This window comes from Herbaspirillum sp. NPDC101397, assembly GCF_044767325.1.
Classification (GTDB): Bacteria; Pseudomonadota; Gammaproteobacteria; order Burkholderiales; family Burkholderiaceae_D; genus Herbaspirillum.
In genome coordinates this window covers 394343-417531 of the sequence record NZ_JBIWNS010000002.1, presented here as the reverse complement: position 1 = coordinate 417531, position 23189 = coordinate 394343, and the positions used below count along the sequence as shown (strand labels likewise).

The window sequence follows — 23189 nt, the reverse complement described above, 5'->3', positions numbered from 1 at the left end:
GGTTTGTCGTCGTGACGATCTTCGATTACCTGGTCTTGCTGGTGCTGGCCTGTTCGGTGGTCATCAGCATGTTGCGCGGACTGGTGCGCGAAGTGTTGTCGCTGGCCAGCTGGATAATTGCATTAGTCGTCGCCAACGCCTATGGTGAAGCATTGGCGCAGATGTTGCCTGACGTGATTCCGGGCGAGTCGACGAGATTGATTGTGGGATTCATCGTGTTGTTCATCGGTACACGCCTGTTGATGGGGCTGGTGACCAGGGCGATGTCGGAAGTGGTCAAGGCGAGCGGCCTGTCGCTGATCGATCGCAGTCTGGGCGCGGTATTCGGCCTGGCGCGCGGCGCGGTGATCGTGCTGGCGGTGGTGTTGTTATGCGGTACGACGTCGATTCCGCAGCAGCCATTCTGGAAAGAAGCGCGTTTCAGTTCGCTGGCGGAAACCGCCGCCGAGACCGCCAAACCGTATTTGCCGGGGCAGTTCGCACAGCACGTCCATTTTTGATTTTGTTTTGTTTGTTGGTTTCGTTTCTTCGTTTGTTTTTGCTTAGGAGTCCACCATGTGTGGCATTGTCGGCGTCGTTTCCCATAGTCCAGTCAACCAGTTGCTCTATGATGCCCTGCTGCTTCTGCAGCATCGCGGTCAGGATGCAGCGGGTATCGCAACCAACCACGCAAACGGTTTTTCGATGCACAAGGCCAACGGTCTGGTGCGCGATGTGTTCCGTACCCGCAATATGCGTTCGCTGCCGGGCAACACCGGCCTCGGCCAGGTGCGCTATCCGACCGCCGGCAGCTCCAGCGAAGAGGAAGCGCAGCCGTTCTACGTCAATGCGCCGTTCGGCATCATCCTGGTGCATAACGGCAACCTGACCAACACCGAGCAGCTCAAGGTCGAGATGTTCAAGAACGACCGCCGCCACCTCAACACCGATTCCGACACCGAAGTGCTGGTCAACGTGTTTGCGCATGAATTGCAGCAGGCCACGACCGGCTACTCGCTCGATCCGGCTGCCGTGTTCAAGGCTGTTGCGATGGTCCACAAGCGCGTGCGCGGCTCCTACGCCGTGGTGGCGCAGATCGCCGGTTACGGCCTGCTGGGCTTCCGCGATCCTTACGGCATCCGCCCGATGTGCCTGGGTTTCAACGAAACCGACAAGGGTTCGGAATACATGCTGGCGAGCGAATCCGTGGCGCTGGAAGGCCTCGGTTTCCGCTTCCTGCGCGATGTGATGCCGGGCGAAGCGATCTTCATCGACAACGACGGCAAGCTGTACAACCAGCAATGCGCGGATAATCCGACGCTGAACCCTTGCGCGTTCGAATTCGTCTACCTGGCCCGTCCGGACTCGGTCATCGACGGCGCTTCGGTCTACGCCAGCCGCCTGAAGATGGGTGAATACCTGGCCGAGAAGGTCCGTCGCGAAATCGCCAGCGGCGAAATCGACGTCGTCATGCCGATCCCCGATTCGTCGCGTCCTGCTGCGATGGAACTGGCGCTCAAGCTGAACCTCGACTATCGCGAAGGCTTCATCAAGAACCGCTACATCGGCCGCACCTTCATCATGCCGGGCCAGGGCCTGCGCAAGAAGTCGGTACGCCAGAAGCTCAACGCCATCGGTTCCGAATTCAAGGGCAAGAGCGTGCTGCTGGTCGATGATTCGATCGTGCGTGGCACGACCAGCCGCGAGATCGTGCAAATGGCGCGTGAAGCCGGCGCCAAGCGCGTGATCTTCGCTTCGGCGGCGCCGCCGGTGAAGTTCCCGAACGTCTACGGCATCGACATGCCGACGCGCGACGAACTGATCGCCTACGGCCGCACCGACGAAGAAGTCTGCCGCGAAATCACTGCCGACGCGCTGGTGTACCAGGACGTGGAAGACCTGAAGCGTTCGATCTCCGACATCAATCCGGCATTGCGCAATTTCGAAGCATCGTGCTTCGACGGCAACTACATCACCGGCGACATCTCGCGCGACTACCTCGATCGTATCGAGTTCGCCCGCAAGAATCCGAAACCGGCTTTGGAAGATGCTGTCCGTTCGCAACTGAACCTGAATCTGGCGCGCGTGGACTGATTTCCCCCGTCGTCGGACAAGATCAACGCCGGACCGCCGCTATGGCGTCCGGCGTTTATCATTGGCGCTACCGCAATGCTGCGGCCGTCGCGGAACTGGCTTATCATCACTGTTCTCCGACGATTTACCGCCTCATACCTCCACATCTATGAACGACAAGAAGAGCTACGGTTTCACCACCACCATTTTGCACAGCGATCGTCAAAAGGACATCGAGCATGGTTCCCTGCACAAGCCCATCCACACCTCGGTCGCCTTCGGCTACAAGGATGCGCGCCAGTTGGCCGAAGTATTCCAGGGCAAGCAATCGGGCTATCGCTACGGTCGCCAGGGCAATCCGACCGTGTCGGCGCTGGAAGACAAGGTTACCAGGATGGAAGGCGGTCTCTCGACGATCTGCTTCGCCACAGGCATGGCCGCCATCGGCGCCGTGATCCAGGGGCTGCTGCGCGAAGGCGACCACGTGGTGTCGTCGGCTTTCTTGTTCGGCAATACCAACAGCATGTGGATGACGGTGCATGCGCAAGGTGCGCGCGTGTCGATGGTGGACGCCACCGACGTCAAGCTGGTGGAGGCCGCACTGACGCCGCAGACGCGCATCGTCTTCGTCGAAACCATCGCCAATCCGCGCACCCAGATCGCCGACCTCAAGCGTATCGGCGAGCTGTGCCGCGAACGCGGCATCCTGTACATCGTCGACAACACGATGACGTCTCCCTATCTGTTCCAACCCAAGGCGGTCAACGCCGGACTGGTGGTCAATTCACTGACCAAGTCGATCGGCGGCCACGGCAACGCGCTGGGTGGCGCGCTGACCGACACGGGTTTATACGACTGGTCGCGTTATCCGCACATCGCCGACAACTACAAAAAGAATCCACAGCCGCAGTGGGGCATGGCGCAGATCCGCGCCAAGGCCTTGCGCGACTTCGGCGCTTCGCTCGGACCCGAAGCGGCGCATCACATCGCTGTCGGCGCCGAAACCATTGCGCTGCGCCAGGATCGCGAATGCGCCAACGCGCTCGCCGTGGCGCAGATGCTCGACGCCGATCCGCGCGTGGCGGCGGTGTATTACCCGGGATTACCCTCGCATCCGCAACACGCGCTGGCGACCGAGCTGTTCCGTTCCTACGGCAGCTTGCTGAGTTTTGAACTGAAGGATGGCATCGACTGCTTCGACTACCTGAACCGCCTGCAACTGGCGGTGGCGTCGAGCAACCTGGGCGACACGCGCACGCTGGTAATTCCGGTGGCGCACACGATCTTCTTTGAAATGGGGCAGGAGCGCCGTGCGGCGATGGGAATCGCCGAATCGCTGATTCGTGTTTCCATCGGCTTGGAAGATACCGCCGACCTGGTCGACGACTTCAGGCAGGCGCTGGATTCTTGATCTGAAGAAGCCATGCCGGTCGCTACCGGCATGGCTTGATACCGCGCGAGGCTTACGGCAACAGCTTGTTTGCAGCCTTGTGGTCGGCCCACTTGTTGGTGTAGCTGGGTTTGTAGGTCTTGAAACGCTGGACCAGGTTGGCCGGATCCGCATCGTGCATCATCAGCAGTGATTGCTCGGCCGTCAGGAAACGCTGCGACACCAGGTGTTCGATGAAGGCGATCAGGTTGTCGTAAAAGCCATCGACGTTGAGCAGCCCGATCGGCTTGTAGTGGAAGCCCAGCTGCGCCCAGGTCAGCACTTCAAACAATTCTTCCAGAGTACCCATGCCGCCCGGCATGGCAACAAAACCGTCCGACAATTCCGCCATCATGGCCTTGCGTTCGTGCATGTCCTTGACGATGTGCAGGCGGGTCAGGCCGTTGTGGCCCAGTTCCTTGTCCAGCAACGCTTTTGGAATGACGCCGGTGGCTTCGCCGCCGAGACGCATCACTTCCGTTGCAATCACGCCCATCAGCCCGACGTTGCCGCCGCCGTAAACCAGGGCAATGTTGTCCTTGACCATTTGCTGCGCCAGCGCGCGCGCGCCTTGTGCGTAGACTTCAGAGGCGCCGACGGAGGAGCCGCAATATACACAGATGGATTTCATTTTTCTTTCGCTCGGATTAATCAATACCGCCATGTTATAACATGAGGACAAGACCTGATCGTGACAGGCAGCATGAAGGTTTATCAAGGAACAGCATGCAAAACAAGATCGTGACACTGGCGTTACAAGGCGGCGGCTCGCACGGCGCATTTACCTGGGGTGTGCTGGACCGCTTGCTGGAAGACGAACGCATCGCCTTCGAAGGCATCAGCGGCGCCAGCGCCGGCGCCATGAACGCCACGGTGCTGGCGCACGGCTACAACCTGGGCGGACGTGAAGGCGCGCGCGCAGCCCTGGCGGCATTCTGGGGGCGTATTGCCACCAAGGAGCCGTTCAGTTTCCTGCCACCGGAAATGCTGCCCGGCGGCTCCAGCCTGCTGAACCAGAGCACGCCGGCGGCGATGCATGCCTTACTGGCGATGACGCGTTTCTTTTCGCCGACCCAGCTCAATCCGCTCGACATCAATCCGCTGCGCGACATCCTTGAAGAACAGGTCGATTTCGAGCGCCTGCGCAGCACCGGCGACATCAAGCTGTTCATCGCAGCGACCCGGGTCAGCACCGGCACGTTGAAAATTTTCCGCAATCGTGATCTGACCGTGGACGCCTTGCTTGCCTCGGCCTGCCTGCCGTCGATGCACCGGCCGGTGGAAATCGATGGCGAAACCTATTGGGATGGCGGCCTGACCGCCAATCCGCCGATCTTTCCCTTGCTGCACCTGTGTTCCGCGCGCGATTTGCTGGTGGTCTTGCTGCATCCGTGCAGCCGGCCCGGCACGCCGACTTCGACGCAGGAAATCGGCCAGCGCCTGAGCGAAATCAGTTTCAGCTCGGCCTTCTTCACCGAACTCGGCGGTCTGGCGCTGGCCAAGCGCGAAGCGGAGAACGCCATGTTCGCCTTCGGCACGCTGGAGCGCCGCCTGCGCAAGCTCAACATGCACCTGGTGGAGGCCAACGACCTCATGAGCCAGCTCGACGTCATGAGCAAACTCAACACCAAGACCTCGTTCATCCATGGACTTCACGACGAAGGGCGGCAGGCAGCGGGGCGCTGGCTGGAAAAGAACTTCCACATGCTCGGCCTGAAATCCTCGTTCGACCTGGGGCGCTACCTGCAATAGGTGCGCCGGGAGGCACAAGAACACAAGGTGCGGCAGGGCAGGCGAAGGCGGGGAGGCTTATACTGTGAGGCTTTCCGATAGCCCTCGATCTCCATCCATGAAGCCATCCCGTTCCGAATACCTCGACATCCGCGGCCTGCGGTACCACGTTCGCCACTGGGGCGACCCGCAAGCGCCCAAGCTGTTCATGGTGCATGGCTGGATGGATATCTCGGCGTCCTTCCAGTTCATGGTCGATTGCCTGCAAAAGGAATGGCACGTCATCGCGCCCGACTGGCGCGGCTTCGGCCTGACCGAACGGCCGCAGGCCGACACCTACTGGTACCCCGATTACCTCGCTGATCTCGACGCGTTGCTGCTGCATTACTCCCCCAACGAGGCGGTCAACCTGCTCGGTCACAGCCTCGGAGGAAATGTCGTCGGCCTGTACGCTGGCGTACGTCCGCAGCGCATCGCCAAACTGGTCAACCTGGAGGGTTTCGGCCTGCCCGGCACCAAGCCGGAAGATGCGCCCGGACGTTTCGCCAAGTGGCTCGACGAGTTGCTGGAAAAGCCGGAGATGCGTTCCTATCCCTCGCTCGACGGCGTCATCGCCCGCCTGCAAAAAACCAATCCGCGCCTGAGCCGCGAACGCGCGGTGTTCCTGGCTGCGCATTGGGCCGGGCAGAACGATGAGGGCAACTGGGAAATCCTCGGCGACCCCGCGCACAAGAACACCAATCCGCTGCTGTATCGCGTCGACGAAGTGACCGCCTGCTGGGCCCGGATCAGCGCTCCGGTGTTGTGGGTGGAAGCGGCGGAAACCGACATCTGGCGATGGTTCGGCGACAACACGCTGATGCGCGCCGAGATCGACCGCCGCATCGCCTTCATCCCGAACGTGCGCACGGAAATCATTCCAGACGCCGGTCACATGCTGCATCACGACCAGCCCGAATTGCTGGCTGCGGCAATCGAGCGTTTCCTTGCGGAATAAGCCCGGCGCAGCAAGGCCGCCGCGTGTGCACGTGCAGCAGAGACGGCGCAGGCGGCGTACAATGGGGACATCTTTTTCTCCCTTTCCGAGGTCTCGCCCGTCATGCTCAACGTCGATCTGCACTGCCACTCCAACGTCTCCGACGGCTTGCTGCCGCCGGCGGATGTGGCTGCGCGCGCCAAGGCCAACGGCGTCGACGTCTGGGCGCTGACCGACCATGACGAAATCAGCGGCATCGCCCTCGCACGCAAGGCGGCGCAAGAGCTCGACCTGCGTTACATCCCGGGCGTCGAGATTTCGGTGACCTGGGCCGGCCAGACCGTGCATATCGTCGGGCTGCGCATCGATGAAACCAACACCGCGCTGGTGGAGGGGCTGGCTGCCACACGCAACGGTCGCGAGCGGCGTGCGCGCGACATTGCCGCCGAACTCGAAGTCGCCGGCATCCCCGACGCTTTCGACGGCGCGTTAAAACACGTCGGCAATCCCGACCTGATGTCGCGTACCCATTTCGCCCGTTACATCGTCGAAACCGGCCGCTGCGCCGATACCAAGGAAGTGTTCCGCAACTACCTGTGCGAAGGCAAACCGGGTTACGTGCCGCATCGCTGGGCGTCGCTCAAGGAATCGGTCGACTGGATCCGCGGCGCCGGCGGTGTAGCGGTGATCGCCCATCCGGGCCGTTACCAGTACAGCGAGCTCGAATTCGGCGCCTTGTTCGATGAGTTCAAGCAACACGGCGGCGCCGCCATCGAAGTCACCACCGGCAGCCACACACCCGATCAGTACGAGGAATATGCCCGCGTGGCCAAGCGTTTCGGCTTCCTGGCCTCGATCGGCTCGGATTTTCATGGTCCGGGAGAATCGCGCGTCGATCTGGGCGCCTTGCCGCCGCTACCTTCGGGCCTGACGCCGGTCTGGCACGACTGGGACTTGTAAGCCCTGCGCCCGCACCGTATGCCGGGCGCGTACAAGTCTCTTGATTTCTCCCCAATTGTTCCTATCTAATAACCACTTTCCTGATAGGAGTTTTCCGGATGAAACGCATATTCCTCTTCCTCGCGACCAATATTGCCGTGCTGGTGGTGATGAGCGTGATCTTGTCGCTGCTCGGCGTGGACAAATTCCTGACGCGTTCCGGCCTGAACTTGCCGATGCTGCTGGTGTTTTCAATCGTGGTCGGTTTTACCGGTTCGATCATTTCGCTGCTGATGAGCAAGACCATGGCGAAGTGGAGCACCGGTGCGCGCGTGATCGACACGCCGGTCAATTCGACTGAAGTCTGGCTGGTCAACACCGTCAGCAAGCTGGCCCAGCGCGCCGGCATCGGCATGCCTGAAGTGGCCGTCTATGAAGGTGAACCGAACGCCTTCGCCACCGGCGCGTTCAAGGATTCTGCCTTGGTGGCGGTCTCGACCGGTTTACTGCAAGGCATGACCAAGGAAGAAGTCGAAGCAGTGCTCGGCCACGAAGTCGCCCACATCGCCAACGGCGACATGGTGACGATGACGCTGATCCAAGGTGTGGTGAATACCTTCGTGGTGTTCCTGTCGCGCGTGGTCGGGTACTTCGTCGACTCGGCGCTGCGCCGCAGCAATGACGACTCCGGTCCCGGCATCGGCTATATGGTCACCGTCATGGTGTGCCAGATCGTGTTCGGCATCGGCGCCTCGATGATCGTGGCCTGGTTCTCGCGCCACCGCGAATTCCGCGCCGACGCCGGTTCCGCCAAATTGCTTGGCGGTCCGCAACCGATGATCAACGCGCTGGCGCGGTTGGGCGGCATTTCCTCCGCCGGCTTGCCGCAATCGATGGCGGCGATGGGCATCAGCGACAAGCCGGGTTTCATGGAATTGTTTTCGACGCACCCGCCGATGGAGCAACGCATCGCTGCGCTGCGCGGCCAGCGCTAAGTAGGTGACGGCACAAAACGGCGGCGTCACAACCGCCGTTTTTGCCTTTTGACATACAGTTGATTCGTCTAATTTGAAGGACCCATGAGTCAGTTTTTCCAGATCCATCCCGACAACCCGCAGCTGCGCCTGGTCAAGCAGGCCGCACAGATCATCCATGGCGGCGGCATCGTGGCTTTGCCGACCGATTCCTGTTACGCGCTGGTATGCCAGCTCGACAACAAGGACGCGGTGGAACGCCTGCGCCGCATCCGCGGCGTCGACGAGAAGCACCATCTGACCCTGCTGTGCCGCGACCTCAGCGAAATCGCGCAATACGCCAAGGTAGACAATCGCCAATACCGTTTGCTCAAGGCTGCCACGCCGGGGCCGTACACCTTCATTCTGGAAGCCACCAAGGAGGTGCCGCGCCGGTTGAGCCATCCCTCGCGCAAGACCATCGGCCTGCGCGTGCCGGAAAACCAGATCGCCCACGCCTTGCTGGCCGAACTGGGCGAGCCGCTGATCGGCACCACGCTGATCCTTCCCGATCAGGAAGATGCGTTGACCGACGCCGAGGAAATCCGTGAACGCCTCGAAAAACAGATCGAACTGGTCATCGACAGCGGCGCCTGCAGCCTGGAGCCGACCACCGTGATCGACCTCAGCGACGACAACGAACCGGTGTTGGTCAGGCAGGGACGGGGCGACGCCACGCCGTTCGGTTTGTAATTCCTCCCTGGAAATTAATTCCCTCAGGAGCGGGCCGCCATGTTGCGGTCCGTTTTCGTTTTAGGCGGTTTATATCGTTTTGCATGGAATGAATTGTCTTTTTGATAATATCATCTCGCGATCGGCGCGCTTTCCGTTGGAAGACGGTCGATATTCTCCCGGACCGTCCGTGTCCCTCTGCTAAAATTCGCACCCATGAATGATCTTATCCAGACTGTCGCAGTGTATGCGCTCCCGGTACTGTTCGCGATTACTCTGCACGAGGCAGCACATGCCTTCGCAGCCAAGTACTTCGGCGACAATACCGCGTACATGATGGGGCGCATGAGCCTCAATCCCCTCAAGCACATTGATCCCTTCGGCACCATCGTCATCCCGGTGCTGCTGTATTTCGCCACCAGCGGCGCTTTCCTGTTCGGCTACGCCAAACCGGTGCCGCTGGACTTCGGCAAGCTGCGCAAGCCAAAGCGCGACATGGCCTGGGTGGCGCTGGCCGGCCCGGCCGCCAATTTCCTGATGGCGCTGATCTGGACGCTGATGATTTACGCGCTGGCCATCGGCGGCGTCGAAGAAGAATTTTTCATGCTCATGGCCAAGGCCGGTGTACTGACCAATCTTGTCATGTTCGCGTTCAACCTGTTCCCGATTCCACCGCTCGACGGCGGCCGCATACTGACCAGTTTGCTGCCGAACCGATATGCGTATAAATTTGCACAGATCGAGCCGTACGGTTTTTTCATCGTGATGGCGCTGGTGCTGCTCAAGGTGATTTACACCTGGTGGATGGCGCCGGTGATGTACCTGGCAGGCAGCCTGCTGCAACTGATCGTGTCGCCGATATCCTTCTTTTTCTGAAGACTTACAATCATGTATCCTGATCGCGTTGTATCCGGTATGCGCCCCACGGGCGCGCTGCATCTGGGCCATTACCACGGCGCCCTGAAGAACTGGGTCAAGCTGCAATCCGAACTGCCTTGCCTGTTCTTCGTGGCCGACTGGCATGCGCTGACGACGCATTACGACGACCCCAGCGTCATCGAAACCAGCACCTGGGAAATGGTGATCGACTGGCTCGCCGCCGGTGTTGATCCCTCGCAATCGACCTTGTTCATCCAGTCGCGTGTGCCCGAGCATGCCGAGCTGCACCTGCTGCTCTCGATGGCCACGCCGCTGGGTTGGCTGGAGCGCGTGCCGACCTACAAGGACCAGCAGGAAAAGCTCGCCGACCGCGACCTCGCGACCTACGGCTTCCTCGGCTATCCCTTGCTGCAGGCGGCCGACGTGCTGATCTACCGCGCCAGCCAAGTGCCGGTGGGCGAAGATCAGATCCCGCATATCGAAATGATGCGCGAGATTTCGCGCCGCTTTAACCATCTGTACGGCAAGGAAAAAGGCTTCGAGGAAAAAGCCCGCGAAGCCGTCAAGAAACTCGGCGGCAAGCGCTCCAAGCTGTATCAGGAGCTGCGCACGCAGTTCCAGGAGCAGGGCAACGAAGAGGCGCTGGAGCAGGCCAAGGCCATGCTCGACGACGCGCAGAATTTGTCCATGATCGACCGCGAGCGCCTGTTCGGCTATCTTGAAGGCAGCCGCAAGCTGATCCTGACCGAGCCGCAGGCCTTGCTGACCGAAGCCTCGCGCCTGCCCGGCCTGGACGGCGCCAAGATGTCGAAAAGCTACGGCAACGCCATTGCGCTGCGCGAAGACAAGGAATCGGTCACCAAGAAGGTCCGCACCATGCCGACCGACCCGCAACGCGTGCGCCGCACCGATCCGGGCGATCCGGGCAAATGCCCGGTGTGGCAATTCCACCTGGTGTACTCCGACGATGCCGTGCGGCAATGGGTCGACAAGGGCTGCCGCTCGGCCGGCATCGGTTGCCTGGAATGCAAGCAGCCCGTGATCGACGCCATTCTCGTGGAACAGCAGCCGATGCTCGAGCGCGCACAGCAATACATCGACGATCCGTCGCTGGTGCGCGCGATCATCGCCGACGGCTGCGATACTGCACGCAAGCTGGCGCAGGACACCATGCGCGACGTGCGCGAAGCCATGGGGTTGGGTTATTGATCGCCGTGGCAACGCCGGTAACGGAACCTGCAGCTTGCAGGAACTATGTAAGCAAATCTGAACAAATTGACCGATAGCAGTGGCTATCCGCTACAATCGGTCTTTTATTTTCAACCGTATTCTCATTACGTACTAACATCATGATCAAGGGCAGCATAGTCGCCATCGTCACGCCGATGCATCCGGATGGCAGTCTCGATTTCCCGGGCCTGCGCAAATTGATTGATTGGCATATCGCAGAGGGCACCGACGGCATCGTGATCGTCGGTACGACCGGCGAATCGCCGACCGTTTCGGTCGAGGAACACTCCGAACTGATCAAGGTGGCGGTTGAGCACACCGCCAAACGCATTCCCATCATCGCCGGCACCGGCGGTAATTCGACTTCGGAAGCCATCGAGCTGACCGAGTTTGCCAAGAAAGTCGGCGCCGACGCCTCGCTGCAGGTCGTTCCTTACTACAACCGTCCGACGCAAGAGGGCATGTACCTGCACTTCAAGAAGATCGCCGAAGCAGTCGATCTTCCGGTGATCCTGTACAACGTCCCCGGTCGCACCGTTGCCGACATGAGCAACGAGACCATCCTGCGCTTGGCGCAAGTCAAGGGCATCGTCGGCGTCAAGGACGCTACCGGCAACATCGGTCGCGGCACAGATCTGATCCGTCTGGCGCCGAAGTCGTTCGCGGTCTATTCCGGCGACGATCCGACTGCGTTCGCGCTGATGCTGTACGGTGGCCAGGGCAATATTTCGGTGACGGCCAACATTGCGCCGCGCGACATGCACGAGTTGTGCGCGGCAGCCATGGGTGGCAACCTCGCCCGGGCGATCGAGCTGAACAACAAGATGCTGCCGTTGCATAACAAGCTGTTCGTCGAACCAAATCCGGTTCCGCTGAAATGGGCGATGACCGAAATGGGCCTGATAGAATCCGGCATGCGTTTGCCGCTGGCTCCGCTGGGCGCTGCATATCACGATACCGTGCGTGCTGCGTTGCGCGAGTCCGGTGTATTAAAATAATTAATTAACTAAACGGCAGTGTCGTTTTCCCTTGAACCCGAACCCGCTTTTCATTGCAACGATATGACAATTCGCAAGAACGTTCACTCTGCTTCACGTCTCCTTCCACAACGTGCTCTCATCATTGCCCTGGCTTTTACCAGCCTGGCCGGATGCAGCGCCGTCAGCAACATGCTGGAAGGGGATCGTATCGATTACAAGAGCGCGGAAAAAGCCAAGGGGCCACGACTTGAAGTGCCGCCTGACCTGACCCAGCTCCAGCGCGACAATCGCTATGCGATTCCTGAATCGAACAAGGGTGTCGCCACTGCCTCAGGCTACAACCTGGAACAAAAAACCCGTCCGGCAACCGATGCTGCTGCGGTAGCACCCGCGGCCAAGGGCGACCTGCGCATCGAGCGTGACGGCACCCAGCGTTGGCTGGTTGTGTCGCAGACGCCGGAGCAACTGTGGGGACCGATCAAGGACTTCTGGCAGGATTCCGGCTTCCTGATCAACGTCGAATCGCAGGATACCGGCGTGATGGAAACCGATTGGGCTGAAAACCGCGCCAAGATCCCGCAGGACTTCATCCGCAGCACGCTGGGCAAAGTATTCGATTCGCTGTACTCGACCGGCGAGCGTGACAAATTCCGCACCCGCCTGGAGCGCGGCCCGAACGGCACCACAGAAATCTTCGTGAGCCACCGCGGCGCCGAAGAAGTGCTGACCGGTTCGGCCAAGGAAACCTCGGTCTGGACTGCGCGTCCTTCCGATCCAGGCCTTGAAGCTGAATTCCTGGCGCGCCTGATGGTGCGTCTGGGCGCCGAAGAAACCAAGGCCAAGGCTGCCGTCGCCAATGCGCCGACACTGCAGGCTCGTTCCAAGCTGCTCAAGACCGCCAACGGTTCCAGCGTCCAGGTTGACGAAAGTTTCGACCGTGCATGGCGCCGCGTGGGTCTGGCGCTTGACCGCGTCGGCTTCACCGTGGAAGACCGCGATCGTACGCAAGGCCTGTATTTCGTGCGCTACGTCGATCAGAACCAGGACGCCAAGGACAAGGAAAGCGAAGGCTTCTTCTCCAAGCTGTTCTCCAGCAAAGACAAGGACAAGAAGGCTGCGCGTTACCGTATCTTCGTCAAGGGCACCGGTGACGTCAGCGACATCACCGTCCAGAACAACGACGGCAAGCAGGAAGTTTCGCAAATCGCCGACAAGATCCTCGGCTTGCTGAACGACCAGCTGAAGTAAGTGCTTGTAGCTCATCTCATTTGAAGTAAAGCAGTACATGCCTTCGCGAGTCCACCGTTGAAATTCGCAAGTCTCGGCAGCGGCAGCGAAGGCAACGCCCTCATCATCTCCGGCACATCCGGCACGACCACCACCACGGTCATGCTGGATTGCGGTTTCGGCATCAAGGAAACCGAGCGTCGCCTGACTCGCATCGGCAAACTCCCACAAGACATCAACGGCATCGTCGTCACGCATGAACACCAGGATCATGTGGGCGGCGTGTTCAAGTTCGCCCGGCGCCACCGCATTCCGGTGTGGCTGACCTACGGCACCTTCCAGGCCGTGGGTGAAGAGGCCTGCAAGGACGTCCAGCTGCATTTCTGCCGCGACAGCGAAGCGGTGATCATCGGCGACTTGTCGTTGATGCCATACACGGTTCCGCATGATGCCCGCGAGCCGGTGCAATACGTCGCCGGCGACGGCGCGCGCAAGCTCGGCGTGCTGACTGACGCCGGCCAATCGACTGCCCACCTGGTGCAAGCGCTCGGTGGTTGCGATGCACTGGTGCTGGAGTGTAATCATGACCGCCAGATGCTGGCCGATTCCGCCTATCCTCCATCGCTGAAACGCCGTATCGGCGGCGCCTACGGCCATCTGGCCAACGACACCAGTGCTGAAATCCTGGCGGCATTGGACAAGCAAAAACTGAAAACCGTGATCGGCGCGCATCTGAGCCTGAAGAACAACACGCCCGAACTCGCGCGCACCGCGCTGTGCGGCGCATTGGGAGCGCATCCGAGTGAAGTCATGATCGCTTGCCAGGAAGAGGGTTTCGACTGGATTGGCATCGCCTGAGGAGACGAGCGGCGGGAGCGGTTGGGTGGTATTCGGCAGGGAAGTGCGGGGGCGACAAGATATGCAGCAGGAGGCGGGGAATGCAGAACTGCTGGAAGCTACCGAGGCGAGCGCCGTAAGCGGCAAGTTGCGCGGGCATAAAAAAAGCCGACCATCGGTCGGCTTTTTCCAATAATCAAAAGATTATTTTGCTGGTGCTGCGTCAGCTGGCTTAGCGTCAGCTGCTGGTGCTGCAGGAGCAGCGTCAGCTGGCTTAGCGTCAGCTGCTGGAGCTGCAGGAGCAGCGTCAGCTGGCTTAGCATCAGCTGCTGGTGCAGCTGGTGCTGCTGCAGGAGCTTCAACTGCTGGTGCTGGTGCAGGTGCTGGAGCTTCTTCTTTTTTACCGCAAGCAGCCAGAGCAACAGCCAACAACGATGCGATCAACAGAGTCTTTGTCATGAATATTCCTTCAATAATAATAAAATTTTGCGATGAATAATTACCGGTAATTATCGCTCTATAGGATGCTTTCCTCATCTTGCTTGTTAGCTCAACAATGAAAGCTTTCCAGCCCGATATTATAGCTACATTTTGGGAAAATCACATGCGAATTATTCTTTTCTGTAAGAATTTGTAAGATTGTCGCAAATCCCGTCAGCTTGTCGTCAGCCCTTTATTCATGCAGGTTTCCGGCCCATCGCAAACACGCGAAAAACAAAAAATTGTCGAATTTTTAAGCCTGTTAAGCAAGCTCAAGCCAGCCGTCCTGATACCAGTTGTGGAAGGCCTCCAGCACATCTTTCGAGGCCCGTGCAAGCGCCGTTTTGTCGAGTTGCCGTTCGTCCGCAAGCACTGCCAGCAAGGCCTTGTCGGCGCGTCCGACGGCAAATGACTCGCCGTTGATGAACAGATGCTTGCCGCGATACAGCATCTGCGTTTTGCGTGAAAGCCTGATTCCGCGCTTGTTTGCGGCCTGCACGAAGCGCGCCGGCGTGAGCGGTTTGTCGACCGGATCGAAGTAGGTAGTGGCTTTCGGTTCCGACAGGTATTCGCCGAGGAAAATCGTGATGTCGTCGTCGGTGAAACGCATCTTGTTGATTTCATCGGCCACGCGCGTGAGCAGTTGCTCCGGCAATTCGGCGGGATGTTTGGCCGGCTCCAGCTCGGGATCGGCATAGCGGCCGGGCAGATCGATCGAATCGGCCATGAATTGCAGGAAAGCCTCCCCCAGCTCCTGGAATGCCGGCGCGCGGAAGCCGATCGAATAGGTCATGCATTCGCCGACCGCCACGCCGTCATGGGCGTAATGCGGCGGCAAGTACAGCATGTCGCCCGGTTCGAGCACGAACTCTTCCTCGCTCTTGAAGTTCTTGAGGATCTTCAGCGGCATGCCGTCCACCAGCGACAAATCCTTTTGCGCGCTGATGCGCCAGCGGCGCTGGCCGTGTGCCTGCAGCAGGAACACGTCATAGGAATCGAAATGCGGACCGACGCCGCCGCCGTCGCTGGCGTAGCTGATCATCAGGTCGTCCAGGCGTGCATCGGGAATGAAGCGGAATTCCCGCAGCAGCGCGTCGGCGGCGTCGTCATGCAGGTTGACGCCCTGGACTAGCATGGTCCATTGCTTCTGCTTGAGCGGCGGCAGCTTGGCCAGCGGGCCATGGTCCATCTTCCAGTCTTTGCCGTTCTGCGTGATCAGGCGCGATTCGACGTCTTCGCGGCCGGCCAGATCGAACAATTGCTGGCGCGTCAGCGGCGCCTGGAAAGCGGGAATCGCCTGGCGGATCAGCAAGGGTTTCTTGTGCCAGTAATCGCGCAGGAAGGTGGCGGGGCTGATGCCGCCGAGCAAAGCGAGGGTATTTTTCATGGCGCCATTATAGACGCTGGGCGAGCGTCGGCCGCCGCGGCCTTTTGCCTGACAAAACATCCAAACGGGTATAATTCAGGGTGCAGATTGCAGCGCATTCAAGCTTATGTCATGCCTTCTCGGGACCGTCGCAGCAAGGTTCCGCACCAACCGCAAGCGCAGGCAGTTCTTCCCACCTGCAGTAACCGATGAACAGCCTTACCAGCCATACCGCCATACGAAAGGGGCATACATGAAGATTGCCAAAAATACCGTAGTTTCCGTCAACTACAAGCTCTCCGACGCCCAGGGCGTACTGATCGAAGAAAGCCGCGACCCGATGGTCTACCTCCACGGCGGCTACGAAAACACGCTGCCGAAGATCGAGGAAGCACTGGACGGCAAGGAAGCCGGCTACACCGTCACGATCCAGGTCGAACCGGTCGACGCCTTCGGCGAATACGATGCAGAACTGGTCAAGATCGAGCCGAAGAATCGCCTGCCGTCGCCAATCGAAGTCGGCATGCAGTTCGAAGGTTCGCCGGATGACGAGAATGAAGCAGCGGTGATCTTCACCGTGACCGAAATCGCCGACGACAAGGTTGTCCTCGACGGTAACCATCCGCTGGCCGGCATCGCACTGCGCTTCGACCTGAGTGTCTCCGAAGTGCGCGCCGCCACCGAAGAAGAAGTACAGCACCAGCACGTGCACGGTCCGCACGGCCATCACCATGGTCACGATCACGGTCACGATCATGGCGATGATGAAGGCGACGAAGGCGATCACTTCCGCAGCCATCCCGTGCATTGATTCGACTTGCATCAGCCTCAATGAAAAACGCAGCCTCGGCTGCGTTTTTTCATGTCTGAAACATATCCGTGCTTGCGATCTGCGCAAGCTTACTGTGTTGGCGGCGGCGCTCTCGTCGCCCTGGAAGAATCGCTCAGCGTGAAGAGTGCCGCATTGCCGCTGTCGACCGTGAATTTCGACCAGCCCGACGCCACGCCGATGCTGCCCAGGTTGCGACGCCAGATGATGCCGGCGTTGGATTCATCCTTCAGCGTTTCACCATGCACCAGCAAGACTTTGCCCTTGAACGTCGCCGCCAGCGTGGTGATGCGCTGGCGCGTTTCGGCAAAGCCATCGCGTTGGCCGCGCAGCAGGAAAGGGCGCTGGCTGGGCTGCGCCAATGGATTGCCATCGGTGAACAGTACTATGCCGGCCAGCTTCTTTTGCGTGGCGAAGGTGAACACCCGTTGCAGCCAGTCCTTGTTGGCGATCAGGCGGTCTTCAAATTCACTGTTGCGACCGCCGTCCTGCAGAAAGTGATTATTGGCGGCCGGCAGGTTGAGGGTGGCGAACAGCACGTTGCCGAACTCCCAGCGCGCGTTTTCGGTATAACTGCGGAATTTTGGCGTGACCGACTGGCGGAACAGCGGCACCTTGCTGGCGCCGAATGAAAATTCATCCGGGAAAAACAAATCGCGCACCCGGTTCAGCCGCTCGATCGCCACTGAACCGTTCTTGTTGCGGCACCCGACCCAGTCGCTCGCCGCGAGCGACACGATGACGCCGTTCTCGGCTTCCTTGAGCAAGTCGCGGCGCGCGCTGTAAAGCGCATCGCTGCACGGTTCCGCTGCCGATTTGATGCCGTTGACGACGACGAAGGCAAGATTGTCGGCGTCGCTTTCGTCCAGTGCGCGGCGCAGCACGCCTTCGTCCGGACTGCCGGAAAAGGAATGGCCGATCACGCCGAAATGGAAGCTGTCCTGCGCCCGCGATGCCGGCGCTGCGCACAAGGCGGCGCCGAGCAGGACGATAGACAGCAGTTGCTTCATGCGCCGTCGCCCAACTGCTTCAGGCGATACAGGGCGTCCAGCGCCTGGCGCGGCGTCATGGCGTCGGGGTCGATATCGGCCAGGGCATCGGCCACGGCTTGCGCCGCCGGATCGACTTGCGCCGCAGACGTGACGCGGACCTCGTCTTCGTCGGCGCGCGCCGGTGCGCTGAACAGGTCGAATTGCGGCGTGGTCTGGACTGATTGCGTTTCCAGCGCCGCCAGATGCTTGCGCGCAGCGCGGATCACCGGCGTCGGCACGCCCGCCAGCTGCGCCACCTGCAAGCCGTAGCTTTGCGATGCCGGACCGGCCTGCACCGCATGCAGGAACACAATGCTGTCCTTGTGCTCGACCGCCGACAAGTGCACGTTGGAAGCGGTCGGATGCACTTCCGGCAATTGCGTCAGTTCGAAATAGTGGGTAGCGAACAGCGTGAAGCTGCGCGTGGCGTCAATCAGGTGCTTGGCGATCGCCCAGGCCAGCGCCAGACCATCGAAGGTCGAAGTGCCGCGGCCCACTTCATCCATCAGCACCAGCGAATTCTCGGTGGCGTTGTTGAGGATGGAGGCCGACTCCGTCATCTCCACCATGAAGGTGGAACGGCCACCGGCCAGATCGTCGGCCGCGCCGATACGCGTGAAGATGCGGTCGATCGGGCCGATCGTCGCGCTGGTGGCCGGCACGAAGCTGCCGACATACGCCAGCAGCGTGATCAGCGCCACCTGGCGCATGAAGGTCGATTTGCCGCCCATGTTGGGGCCGGTGATCAGCAGCAGCTTGCGTTCGGCGGTGAAGGCGCAGTCGTTGGCGATGAAGCGTTCGATCTGGTTTTCCACCACCGGGTGGCGGCCTTGCTCGATCACGATGGTCGGCTCGGTCACCAGCTGCGGCGCGCACCAGTTGTTGCGCGCGGCGTGGTCGGCCAGCGCCACCAATGTGTCGAGCTGGGCCAGCGCGTGGGCGATGGCCTGCAGCGTCACGATGTGCGGCGACAGGTCTTGCAGCAATTGTTCGTACAGGAATTTTTCGCGCGACAAGGCACGCTCCTGCGCCGAGAGGGCCTTGTCTTCGAAGGCCTTCAGTTCCGGCGTGATGTAGCGCTCGGCGTTCTTGAGCGTCTGGCGGCGGCGATAGTCGTCCGGCACCTTGTCGGTCTGGCCGTGCGTGACTTCGATGTAGAAGCCGTGCACCTTGTTGTATTCGACGCGCAGGTTGGCGATGCCGGTACGGGCGCGTTCGCGCGTTTCGAGATCGATCAGGAACTGGCCGGCGTTTTCCGACAGGCCGCGCAACTCGTCGAGGTCGGCGTCGAAGCCGCGTGCAATCACGCCGCCGTCGCGCACCATCGCGGCCGGTTCCAGCATGATCGAACGTTCCAGCAGGTCGAGGCATTCGGTCGGCGTCGCCAGCGCGTCGTGCAGATCCAGCAGCAAGGGCGCATCGGCGTCGCGGCTGCACATCGCCACGTAATTGCGCAGCGAACCGAGTTGTTGCAAGCCGCCGCGCAGGCCTGCCAGGTCGCGCGGACGCGCCGACAGCAGCGCGATGCGGGTGGTGATGCGTTCGATGTCCGGCACCGCCGCCAGGGTTGCCGACAAACCGGAGCAAGCGTCGGTACGCATCAGCGCGTTGATCGCGGCGTGGCGCGCACGGGCCACTTTCTGATCGCGGCGCGCATGATGCAGCCAGTGGCGCAGCAGGCGCGAACCCATCGCCGTGCGGCAATGGTCGAGCAGCGAGAACAGTGTCGGCGCCAGCGCGCTGGCGTCTTGCGCACGGATGGTTTCGGTCAGTTCCAGGTTGCGGCGGGTGGAGGCGTCGAGGCCGATGAATTCGTTTTCCGATTCCACGGTCAGCGCGCGCACATGCTGCAAGCCCTTGCCCTGGGTCGACTGCGCATAGCGCAGCAGCGCGCCACCGGCGCCGATCGCGGCGCTCATGCCTTCCGCACCGAAGCCGTTCAACGTAGCTACCGACAATTGATCGAGCAAAGCCTTCTGGCCGCTCGGCTGGTCGAAATGCCAGTCCGGCACCGTGGTCGGCTTGCCGCTGAGGATGTGCGAATAGGCGGCTTCCTCACTGTCGCCGATCAGCGTTTCGGCCGGCGAGATGCGCTCCAGCTCCTGCTTCAGGCGCGCTTCCAGCACGGCCGGCTCGGCGCTGAATTCCATCAGTTTCAAGGCGCCGCTGGCCATCGACAGCCAGGCCAGGCCGACGGTGATGGTCTTGCGTTGCTTGCTGGCGGCGACGTTGACGGCCAGCAGCGGACGTTCGGATTTTTCGGGCAGCAGGTCGGAGTCGGTCAGCGTGCCGGGCGTGATCACGCGCACCACCTTGCGTTCGACCGGACCCTTGCTGGTGGCCGGGTCGCCGATCTGTTCGCAGATCGCCACCGATTCGCCCAGCTTGATCAGCTTGACCAGATACTGGTCGACGGAGTGGAAGGGAATCCCCGCCATCTTGATCGGCGAGCCGTTGGACGAGCCGCGCTGGGTCAGCGTGATGCCCATCAGGCGCGACGCTTTTTCGGCGTCGTCGAAGAACAGTTCGTAGAAGTCGCCCATGCGATAGAACACCAGCGTGGTCGGATACTCCGCCTTGATGCGCAGGTACTGGACCATCATGGGAGTGTGCTTCTCGCCGCCGGCGCTGCCGGGATCGGATTCAACGGTGGATTTCAAGTGTTTGGTCATTCAGTCAATTGCCGCCGCCGCTTCAAGGATTACACGAGAATGGCGTCGTCTTGCGAAGGTTTTCGGGAATTCTGGCGATCTGCCATTTTACCGCGTGCGGGGGCCGCCCACGAGGCTGAACTACATAGCCGAACTACAAGGCGGTGCCAGGACGGTTCTGTCGCGACTGCCAGTTGACAAACAATCAATGCGCCGGTTCCACGTCCGGTGGACGCAGCGAGATGAAAAAAGGGCGAACCGTTTGCACGGCCCGCCCCAAACTCCTCAAAAAATCAGATAGCCGTCTTAGCGCGTATGCACGCAAGCCCCCGCCGAATACGTCGCGGCAATCGCGCGGTCATCGGCCAGGATCGCCAGGGCAAACAGTTGTTCTTCCAGACTCTCCGTGGTGGCGCTGCGCCGTGCCAGCAGCGGCGTGCATTTCGGATCGAGCACGACGAAGTCGGCGTCGCAGCCGGCGGCAAAGTTGCCGATCTTGCCTTCCAGCTGCAAGGCGCGCGCACCGCCCAGCGTCGCCAGGTAGAACATGCGTTGCGCGGACAGGTGGGTGCCGGCCATGCGACCGACCTTGTACAGCTCGTTCATCGTTTGCAGCATCGAGAAGCTGGTGCCGCCGCCGACGTCGGTGGCTAAAGACACAGGCATGCGCAGCTTGTCGGCGTTGGCGAAGTCGAACAAACCACTGCCGAGGAACAGGTTGGAGGTCGGGCAGACGGTGGCCACCGATTGCGTCGCCGCCATGCGCGCGCGGTCCGCGTCGTCCAGCCAGATGCAGTGAGCATACAGCGCGCGCTCGCGCATCAGGCCGTACTGGTCGTAGACGTCGAGATAGCTGCGGGCGTCGGGGAACAGCTCCTTCACCCATTTCACTTCATCGGTGTTTTCGGCGACGTGGGTCTGGATGTAGGTGTCCGGATATTGCGTCGCGAGTTCGCCGGCCAGCTTCAGCTGTTGCGGTGTCGAGGTCGGCGCAAAGCGCACCGTGATGGCGTAGTGCTGGCGGCCCTTGTTGTGCCAGCGCTGGATCAGCTCTTCGCTCTCGCGCGCGCCGCTTTCGGCGGTGTCGCGCAGGAAGTCCGGCGCGTTGCGATCCATCAGGCACTTGCCGGCCACCATGCGCAGGTTCAGTTCGCTGCTGCGGCTGAAGAAGGCATCGACCGATTGCGGATGCACGGTGCAATACACGGCGGCCGTGGTGGTGCCGTTGCGCAGCAGTTCGGCCAGGAAGAAGTCGGCCACTTCACTGGCGTGTTCGCCGCTCTCGAAACGGCGTTCGGCCGGGAAGGTATAGGTATTCAGCCATGGCAACAGGCCCGGTGCGGGCGAGCCGATGATGTCGGTCTGCGGATAGTGAACGTGGGTGTCGATGAAGCCGGGCGTGATGATCTTGCCGCGATAGTCGAGCGGTACGCAGTCGGCGGGCAGGGTGGCGGACAGCTTGCCGTAATCGCCGGCGGCGACGATCTTGCCGTCGGCGACGATCAGCAGGCCGTCGCTGTGCCATTGCGTGGCGCGTTCGTCGAAGGCGGGATCGTTGCGGAAATGGAGCAGGCTGGCGCGATAGGCTTGCACGTGGGAAGTCATGGGTAATCCTTAATCTGGCTATTCGGCTGCGTGCTGCGCGTGACGTGAAGGCGCAACTGCGAACAACCGAATGATACTGGTATGAGATGGTGTGCTGGAACAGATGCTGCGGAGGCGACGGTCCGGTTGTCCTTAGCTCCGGCCGTCCAGCATGTGCGTGGGCGGTCTCGCCTTGAATGTGTCGGTCCGGTCAGACTGCGACGGCTGCTGCGCTTTCACCACCCTCAGCGCCTGCAGCTCCCATAATTGCAGCAACTGCGCCACCACCGCCAGCGCGATGCTGGCGGGTTCCTTGCCGTAGATGCCCGGAATGCCGATCGGGCAGGTCATCTTGTTCAGTTGTTCCTGCGTGATGCCGCGATCGAGCAGACGATGCTCGAATTGCTTGCGCTTGGTCTGCGAACCGATCAGGCCATACCAGCCGATGTCGGCGCGCTTGAGGATACGTTCGCTCAGCTGCTGGTCCAGCGCGTGGCTGTGCGTCATCACGAGGAAGTAGGCGCCCGGCTCGGCCATGTCCACCACGGCGTTCGGTACGTCGGTGGCTTCCACCGTGACCTGCATCGGCAGGTCGGCCGGGAACATGTCTTCGCGTTCATCGACCCACAGCACGCGGCAGGGCAACGTCGCCAGCACGCGCACGATGGCCGTGCCGACATGACCAGCGCCGAACAGCACCACTTGCGGCTGATGCGCGCGGCAGCGGTCGAGCAGCCAGCGGCGGCCGTAGCGGTCTTGCGTGACATGGGTGTTGCCGGCATGACGGAATTGTTCAGCGTCCAGTCCGTTGTCGGGCGCGCTGAGGTCGCAGGCTTCGCCTTCCAGTTCGTACAGCAGCGTCGGATCGTCCGATTCCAGCGCGACTGCGCGCCAGACGTCGACACCGTTGCGCCAGTGCTGTTCGAGTTCGATCAGCATCGACCCTGCACGGGTATCGACGTGCGGCTCAATACGTTCAAACGCCAGGAACACCACGCCGCCGCAGCATTGGCCGAGGCTCGGTCCCAGTGCGATGCGTTCGAATTTGCGGATGCCGGCAAACACCGTCGCATCCGCCGCCAACATGTCGCGCGCGATCTGCGCTGCGCGCCATTCCAGATGACCGCCGCCGATGGTGTCGTACTGGCCGTCGGCCGTAAACACCATGCGCGCACCCGCCTCGCGCGGCGTCGACCCCTGGATGGTCGCCACCGTGACCAGCACTGCCGGGATGGCGATGCTGTGCAAGTCCTTGAGTGCGGCAAGCCAGTTGGTCATGAATT

The 23189-nt window shown here is 61.0% G+C and carries 21 protein-coding genes; 14 read left to right on the top strand and 7 right to left on the bottom strand.

All coding sequences use genetic code 11. The features are described 5' to 3' along the window. The first annotated feature begins 11 nt into the window (after positions 1–11). The 3 genes from ACIROW_RS06700 to ACIROW_RS06690 all read left to right on the top strand — a co-directional run bounded on the left by ACIROW_RS06700 (position 12) and on the right by ACIROW_RS06690 (position 3463). Positions 12–500, top strand: a complete 489-nt coding sequence (locus ACIROW_RS06700) for a CvpA family protein (RefSeq protein WP_116433616.1) — start codon at positions 12–14, stop codon at positions 498–500. Between the two features lie 55 nt (positions 501–555). Beyond that, positions 556–2073 (top strand): amidophosphoribosyltransferase, encoded by a 1518-nt coding sequence (gene purF, locus ACIROW_RS06695; RefSeq protein WP_402273297.1) that lies wholly within the window; start codon positions 556–558, stop codon positions 2071–2073. 148 nt (positions 2074–2221) lie between these two features. Further along, positions 2222–3463 carry a cystathionine gamma-synthase family protein gene (locus ACIROW_RS06690; protein ID WP_402273294.1) on the top strand — a complete coding sequence of 414 codons (1242 nt, stop codon included), beginning with the start codon at positions 2222–2224 and terminating at the stop codon, positions 3461–3463. A gap of 52 nt (positions 3464–3515) precedes the next feature. On the opposite strand, the gene ACIROW_RS06685 is transcribed toward ACIROW_RS06690, so the two are convergent. Beyond that, entirely contained in the window at positions 3516–4112 is a 597-nt protein-coding gene (locus ACIROW_RS06685) for a TIGR00730 family Rossman fold protein (protein ID WP_402273291.1), read from the bottom strand. A 95-nt stretch (positions 4113–4207) separates the two neighbouring features. Here ACIROW_RS06685 and ACIROW_RS06680 point away from each other — a divergent pair, with 95 nt between their 5' ends. From ACIROW_RS06680 to ACIROW_RS06635, 10 genes are all read left to right on the top strand, one after another. After that, positions 4208–5233: a patatin-like phospholipase family protein gene (locus tag ACIROW_RS06680; protein ID WP_402273289.1), complete on the top strand. Its 1026-nt coding sequence runs from the start codon at positions 4208–4210 to the stop codon at positions 5231–5233. Between the two features lie 97 nt (positions 5234–5330). Further along, the gene (locus ACIROW_RS06675) at positions 5331–6209 is read left to right on the top strand and encodes an alpha/beta fold hydrolase (RefSeq protein WP_402273287.1); all 879 of its coding nucleotides are present in this window, start codon (positions 5331–5333) and stop codon (positions 6207–6209) included. A 102-nt stretch (positions 6210–6311) separates the two neighbouring features. Next, the gene (locus ACIROW_RS06670; RefSeq protein WP_402273284.1) at positions 6312–7148 is read left to right on the top strand and encodes a 3',5'-nucleoside bisphosphate phosphatase; all 837 of its coding nucleotides are present in this window, start codon (positions 6312–6314) and stop codon (positions 7146–7148) included. Between the two features lie 98 nt (positions 7149–7246). Beyond that, entirely contained in the window at positions 7247–8122 is an 876-nt protein-coding gene (gene htpX, locus ACIROW_RS06665; protein ID WP_402273282.1) for a protease HtpX, read from the top strand. A gap of 84 nt (positions 8123–8206) precedes the next feature. Further along, positions 8207–8833: an L-threonylcarbamoyladenylate synthase gene (locus tag ACIROW_RS06660; protein ID WP_402273280.1), complete on the top strand. Its 627-nt coding sequence runs from the start codon at positions 8207–8209 to the stop codon at positions 8831–8833. A gap of 195 nt (positions 8834–9028) precedes the next feature. Continuing rightward, on the top strand, positions 9029–9688 hold the full coding sequence (locus tag ACIROW_RS06655; protein WP_029363271.1) for a site-2 protease family protein: 660 nt from the start codon (positions 9029–9031) through the stop codon (positions 9686–9688). Positions 9689–9700: 12 nt separating this feature from the next. Continuing rightward, the gene (locus ACIROW_RS06650) at positions 9701–10900 is read left to right on the top strand and encodes a tryptophan--tRNA ligase (RefSeq protein WP_402273277.1); all 1200 of its coding nucleotides are present in this window, start codon (positions 9701–9703) and stop codon (positions 10898–10900) included. A 140-nt stretch (positions 10901–11040) separates the two neighbouring features. Continuing rightward, a complete protein-coding gene (dapA, locus tag ACIROW_RS06645; protein WP_402273275.1) occupies positions 11041–11919 on the top strand; it encodes a 4-hydroxy-tetrahydrodipicolinate synthase in 879 nt (292 codons plus the stop codon). Between the two features lie 63 nt (positions 11920–11982). Next, positions 11983–13149 carry an outer membrane protein assembly factor BamC gene (bamC, locus tag ACIROW_RS06640; RefSeq protein WP_402273273.1) on the top strand — a complete coding sequence of 389 codons (1167 nt, stop codon included), beginning with the start codon at positions 11983–11985 and terminating at the stop codon, positions 13147–13149. Between the two features lie 57 nt (positions 13150–13206). Continuing rightward, on the top strand, positions 13207–13986 hold the full coding sequence (locus ACIROW_RS06635; protein ID WP_402273270.1) for an MBL fold metallo-hydrolase: 780 nt from the start codon (positions 13207–13209) through the stop codon (positions 13984–13986). A 183-nt stretch (positions 13987–14169) separates the two neighbouring features. Here ACIROW_RS06635 and ACIROW_RS06630 read toward each other — a convergent pair whose 3' ends face one another. Next, positions 14170–14424: a hypothetical protein gene (locus tag ACIROW_RS06630; RefSeq protein ID WP_116433604.1), complete on the bottom strand. Its 255-nt coding sequence runs from the start codon at positions 14422–14424 to the stop codon at positions 14170–14172. 283 nt (positions 14425–14707) lie between these two features. Beyond that, positions 14708–15832 (bottom strand): JmjC domain-containing protein, encoded by a 1125-nt coding sequence (locus ACIROW_RS06625; RefSeq protein WP_402273268.1) that lies wholly within the window; start codon positions 15830–15832, stop codon positions 14708–14710. 232 nt (positions 15833–16064) lie between these two features. Here ACIROW_RS06625 and ACIROW_RS06620 point away from each other — a divergent pair, with 232 nt between their 5' ends. Next, entirely contained in the window at positions 16065–16622 is a 558-nt protein-coding gene (locus ACIROW_RS06620; protein ID WP_402273266.1) for a peptidylprolyl isomerase, read from the top strand. A gap of 89 nt (positions 16623–16711) precedes the next feature. Here ACIROW_RS06620 and ACIROW_RS06615 read toward each other — a convergent pair whose 3' ends face one another. The 4 genes from ACIROW_RS06615 to xdhC all read right to left on the bottom strand — a co-directional run bounded on the left by ACIROW_RS06615 (position 16712) and on the right by xdhC (position 23184). Continuing rightward, a complete protein-coding gene (locus ACIROW_RS06615; protein WP_402273263.1) occupies positions 16712–17650 on the bottom strand; it encodes a hypothetical protein in 939 nt (312 codons plus the stop codon). Further along, positions 17647–20343, bottom strand: a complete 2697-nt coding sequence (mutS, locus tag ACIROW_RS06610) for a DNA mismatch repair protein MutS (RefSeq protein WP_402273261.1) — start codon at positions 20341–20343, stop codon at positions 17647–17649. Before mutS ends, ACIROW_RS06615 begins: the two co-directional genes overlap by 4 nt. Before the next feature lie 285 nt (positions 20344–20628). Beyond that, the gene (gene guaD / locus ACIROW_RS06605) at positions 20629–21927 is read right to left on the bottom strand and encodes a guanine deaminase (RefSeq protein ID WP_402273258.1); all 1299 of its coding nucleotides are present in this window, start codon (positions 21925–21927) and stop codon (positions 20629–20631) included. Positions 21928–22059: 132 nt separating this feature from the next. Continuing rightward, the gene (gene xdhC, locus ACIROW_RS06600; RefSeq protein WP_402273255.1) at positions 22060–23184 is read right to left on the bottom strand and encodes a xanthine dehydrogenase accessory protein XdhC; all 1125 of its coding nucleotides are present in this window, start codon (positions 23182–23184) and stop codon (positions 22060–22062) included. Between the last annotated feature and the right edge of the window lie 5 nt (positions 23185–23189).

Excerpts from the sequence above, each read along its gene's own strand:
- purF (WP_402273297.1), top strand. The coding sequence starts at position 556 with ATGTGTGGCATTGTCGGCGTCGTTTCCCATAGTCCAGTCAACCAGTTG.
- ACIROW_RS06690 (WP_402273294.1), top strand. The coding sequence starts at position 2,222 with ATGAACGACAAGAAGAGCTACGGTTTCACCACCACCATTTTGCACAGC.
- ACIROW_RS06685 (WP_402273291.1), bottom strand. The coding sequence starts at position 4,112 with ATGAAATCCATCTGTGTATATTGCGGCTCCTCCGTCGGCGCCTCTGAA.
- ACIROW_RS06680 (WP_402273289.1), top strand. The coding sequence starts at position 4,208 with ATGCAAAACAAGATCGTGACACTGGCGTTACAAGGCGGCGGCTCGCAC.
- ACIROW_RS06675 (WP_402273287.1), top strand. The coding sequence starts at position 5,331 with ATGAAGCCATCCCGTTCCGAATACCTCGACATCCGCGGCCTGCGGTAC.
- ACIROW_RS06670 (WP_402273284.1), top strand. The coding sequence starts at position 6,312 with ATGCTCAACGTCGATCTGCACTGCCACTCCAACGTCTCCGACGGCTTG.
- htpX (WP_402273282.1), top strand. The coding sequence starts at position 7,247 with ATGAAACGCATATTCCTCTTCCTCGCGACCAATATTGCCGTGCTGGTG.
- ACIROW_RS06660 (WP_402273280.1), top strand. The coding sequence starts at position 8,207 with ATGAGTCAGTTTTTCCAGATCCATCCCGACAACCCGCAGCTGCGCCTG.
- ACIROW_RS06655 (WP_029363271.1), top strand. The coding sequence starts at position 9,029 with ATGAATGATCTTATCCAGACTGTCGCAGTGTATGCGCTCCCGGTACTG.
- ACIROW_RS06650 (WP_402273277.1), top strand. The coding sequence starts at position 9,701 with ATGTATCCTGATCGCGTTGTATCCGGTATGCGCCCCACGGGCGCGCTG.
- dapA (WP_402273275.1), top strand. The coding sequence starts at position 11,041 with ATGATCAAGGGCAGCATAGTCGCCATCGTCACGCCGATGCATCCGGAT.
- bamC (WP_402273273.1), top strand. The coding sequence starts at position 11,983 with ATGACAATTCGCAAGAACGTTCACTCTGCTTCACGTCTCCTTCCACAA.
- ACIROW_RS06630 (WP_116433604.1), bottom strand. The coding sequence starts at position 14,424 with ATGACAAAGACTCTGTTGATCGCATCGTTGTTGGCTGTTGCTCTGGCT.
- ACIROW_RS06625 (WP_402273268.1), bottom strand. The coding sequence starts at position 15,832 with ATGAAAAATACCCTCGCTTTGCTCGGCGGCATCAGCCCCGCCACCTTC.
- ACIROW_RS06620 (WP_402273266.1), top strand. The coding sequence starts at position 16,065 with ATGAAGATTGCCAAAAATACCGTAGTTTCCGTCAACTACAAGCTCTCC.
- ACIROW_RS06615 (WP_402273263.1), bottom strand. The coding sequence starts at position 17,650 with ATGAAGCAACTGCTGTCTATCGTCCTGCTCGGCGCCGCCTTGTGCGCA.
- mutS (WP_402273261.1), bottom strand. The coding sequence starts at position 20,343 with ATGACCAAACACTTGAAATCCACCGTTGAATCCGATCCCGGCAGCGCC.
- guaD (WP_402273258.1), bottom strand. The coding sequence starts at position 21,927 with ATGACTTCCCACGTGCAAGCCTATCGCGCCAGCCTGCTCCATTTCCGC.
- xdhC (WP_402273255.1), bottom strand. The coding sequence starts at position 23,184 with ATGACCAACTGGCTTGCCGCACTCAAGGACTTGCACAGCATCGCCATC.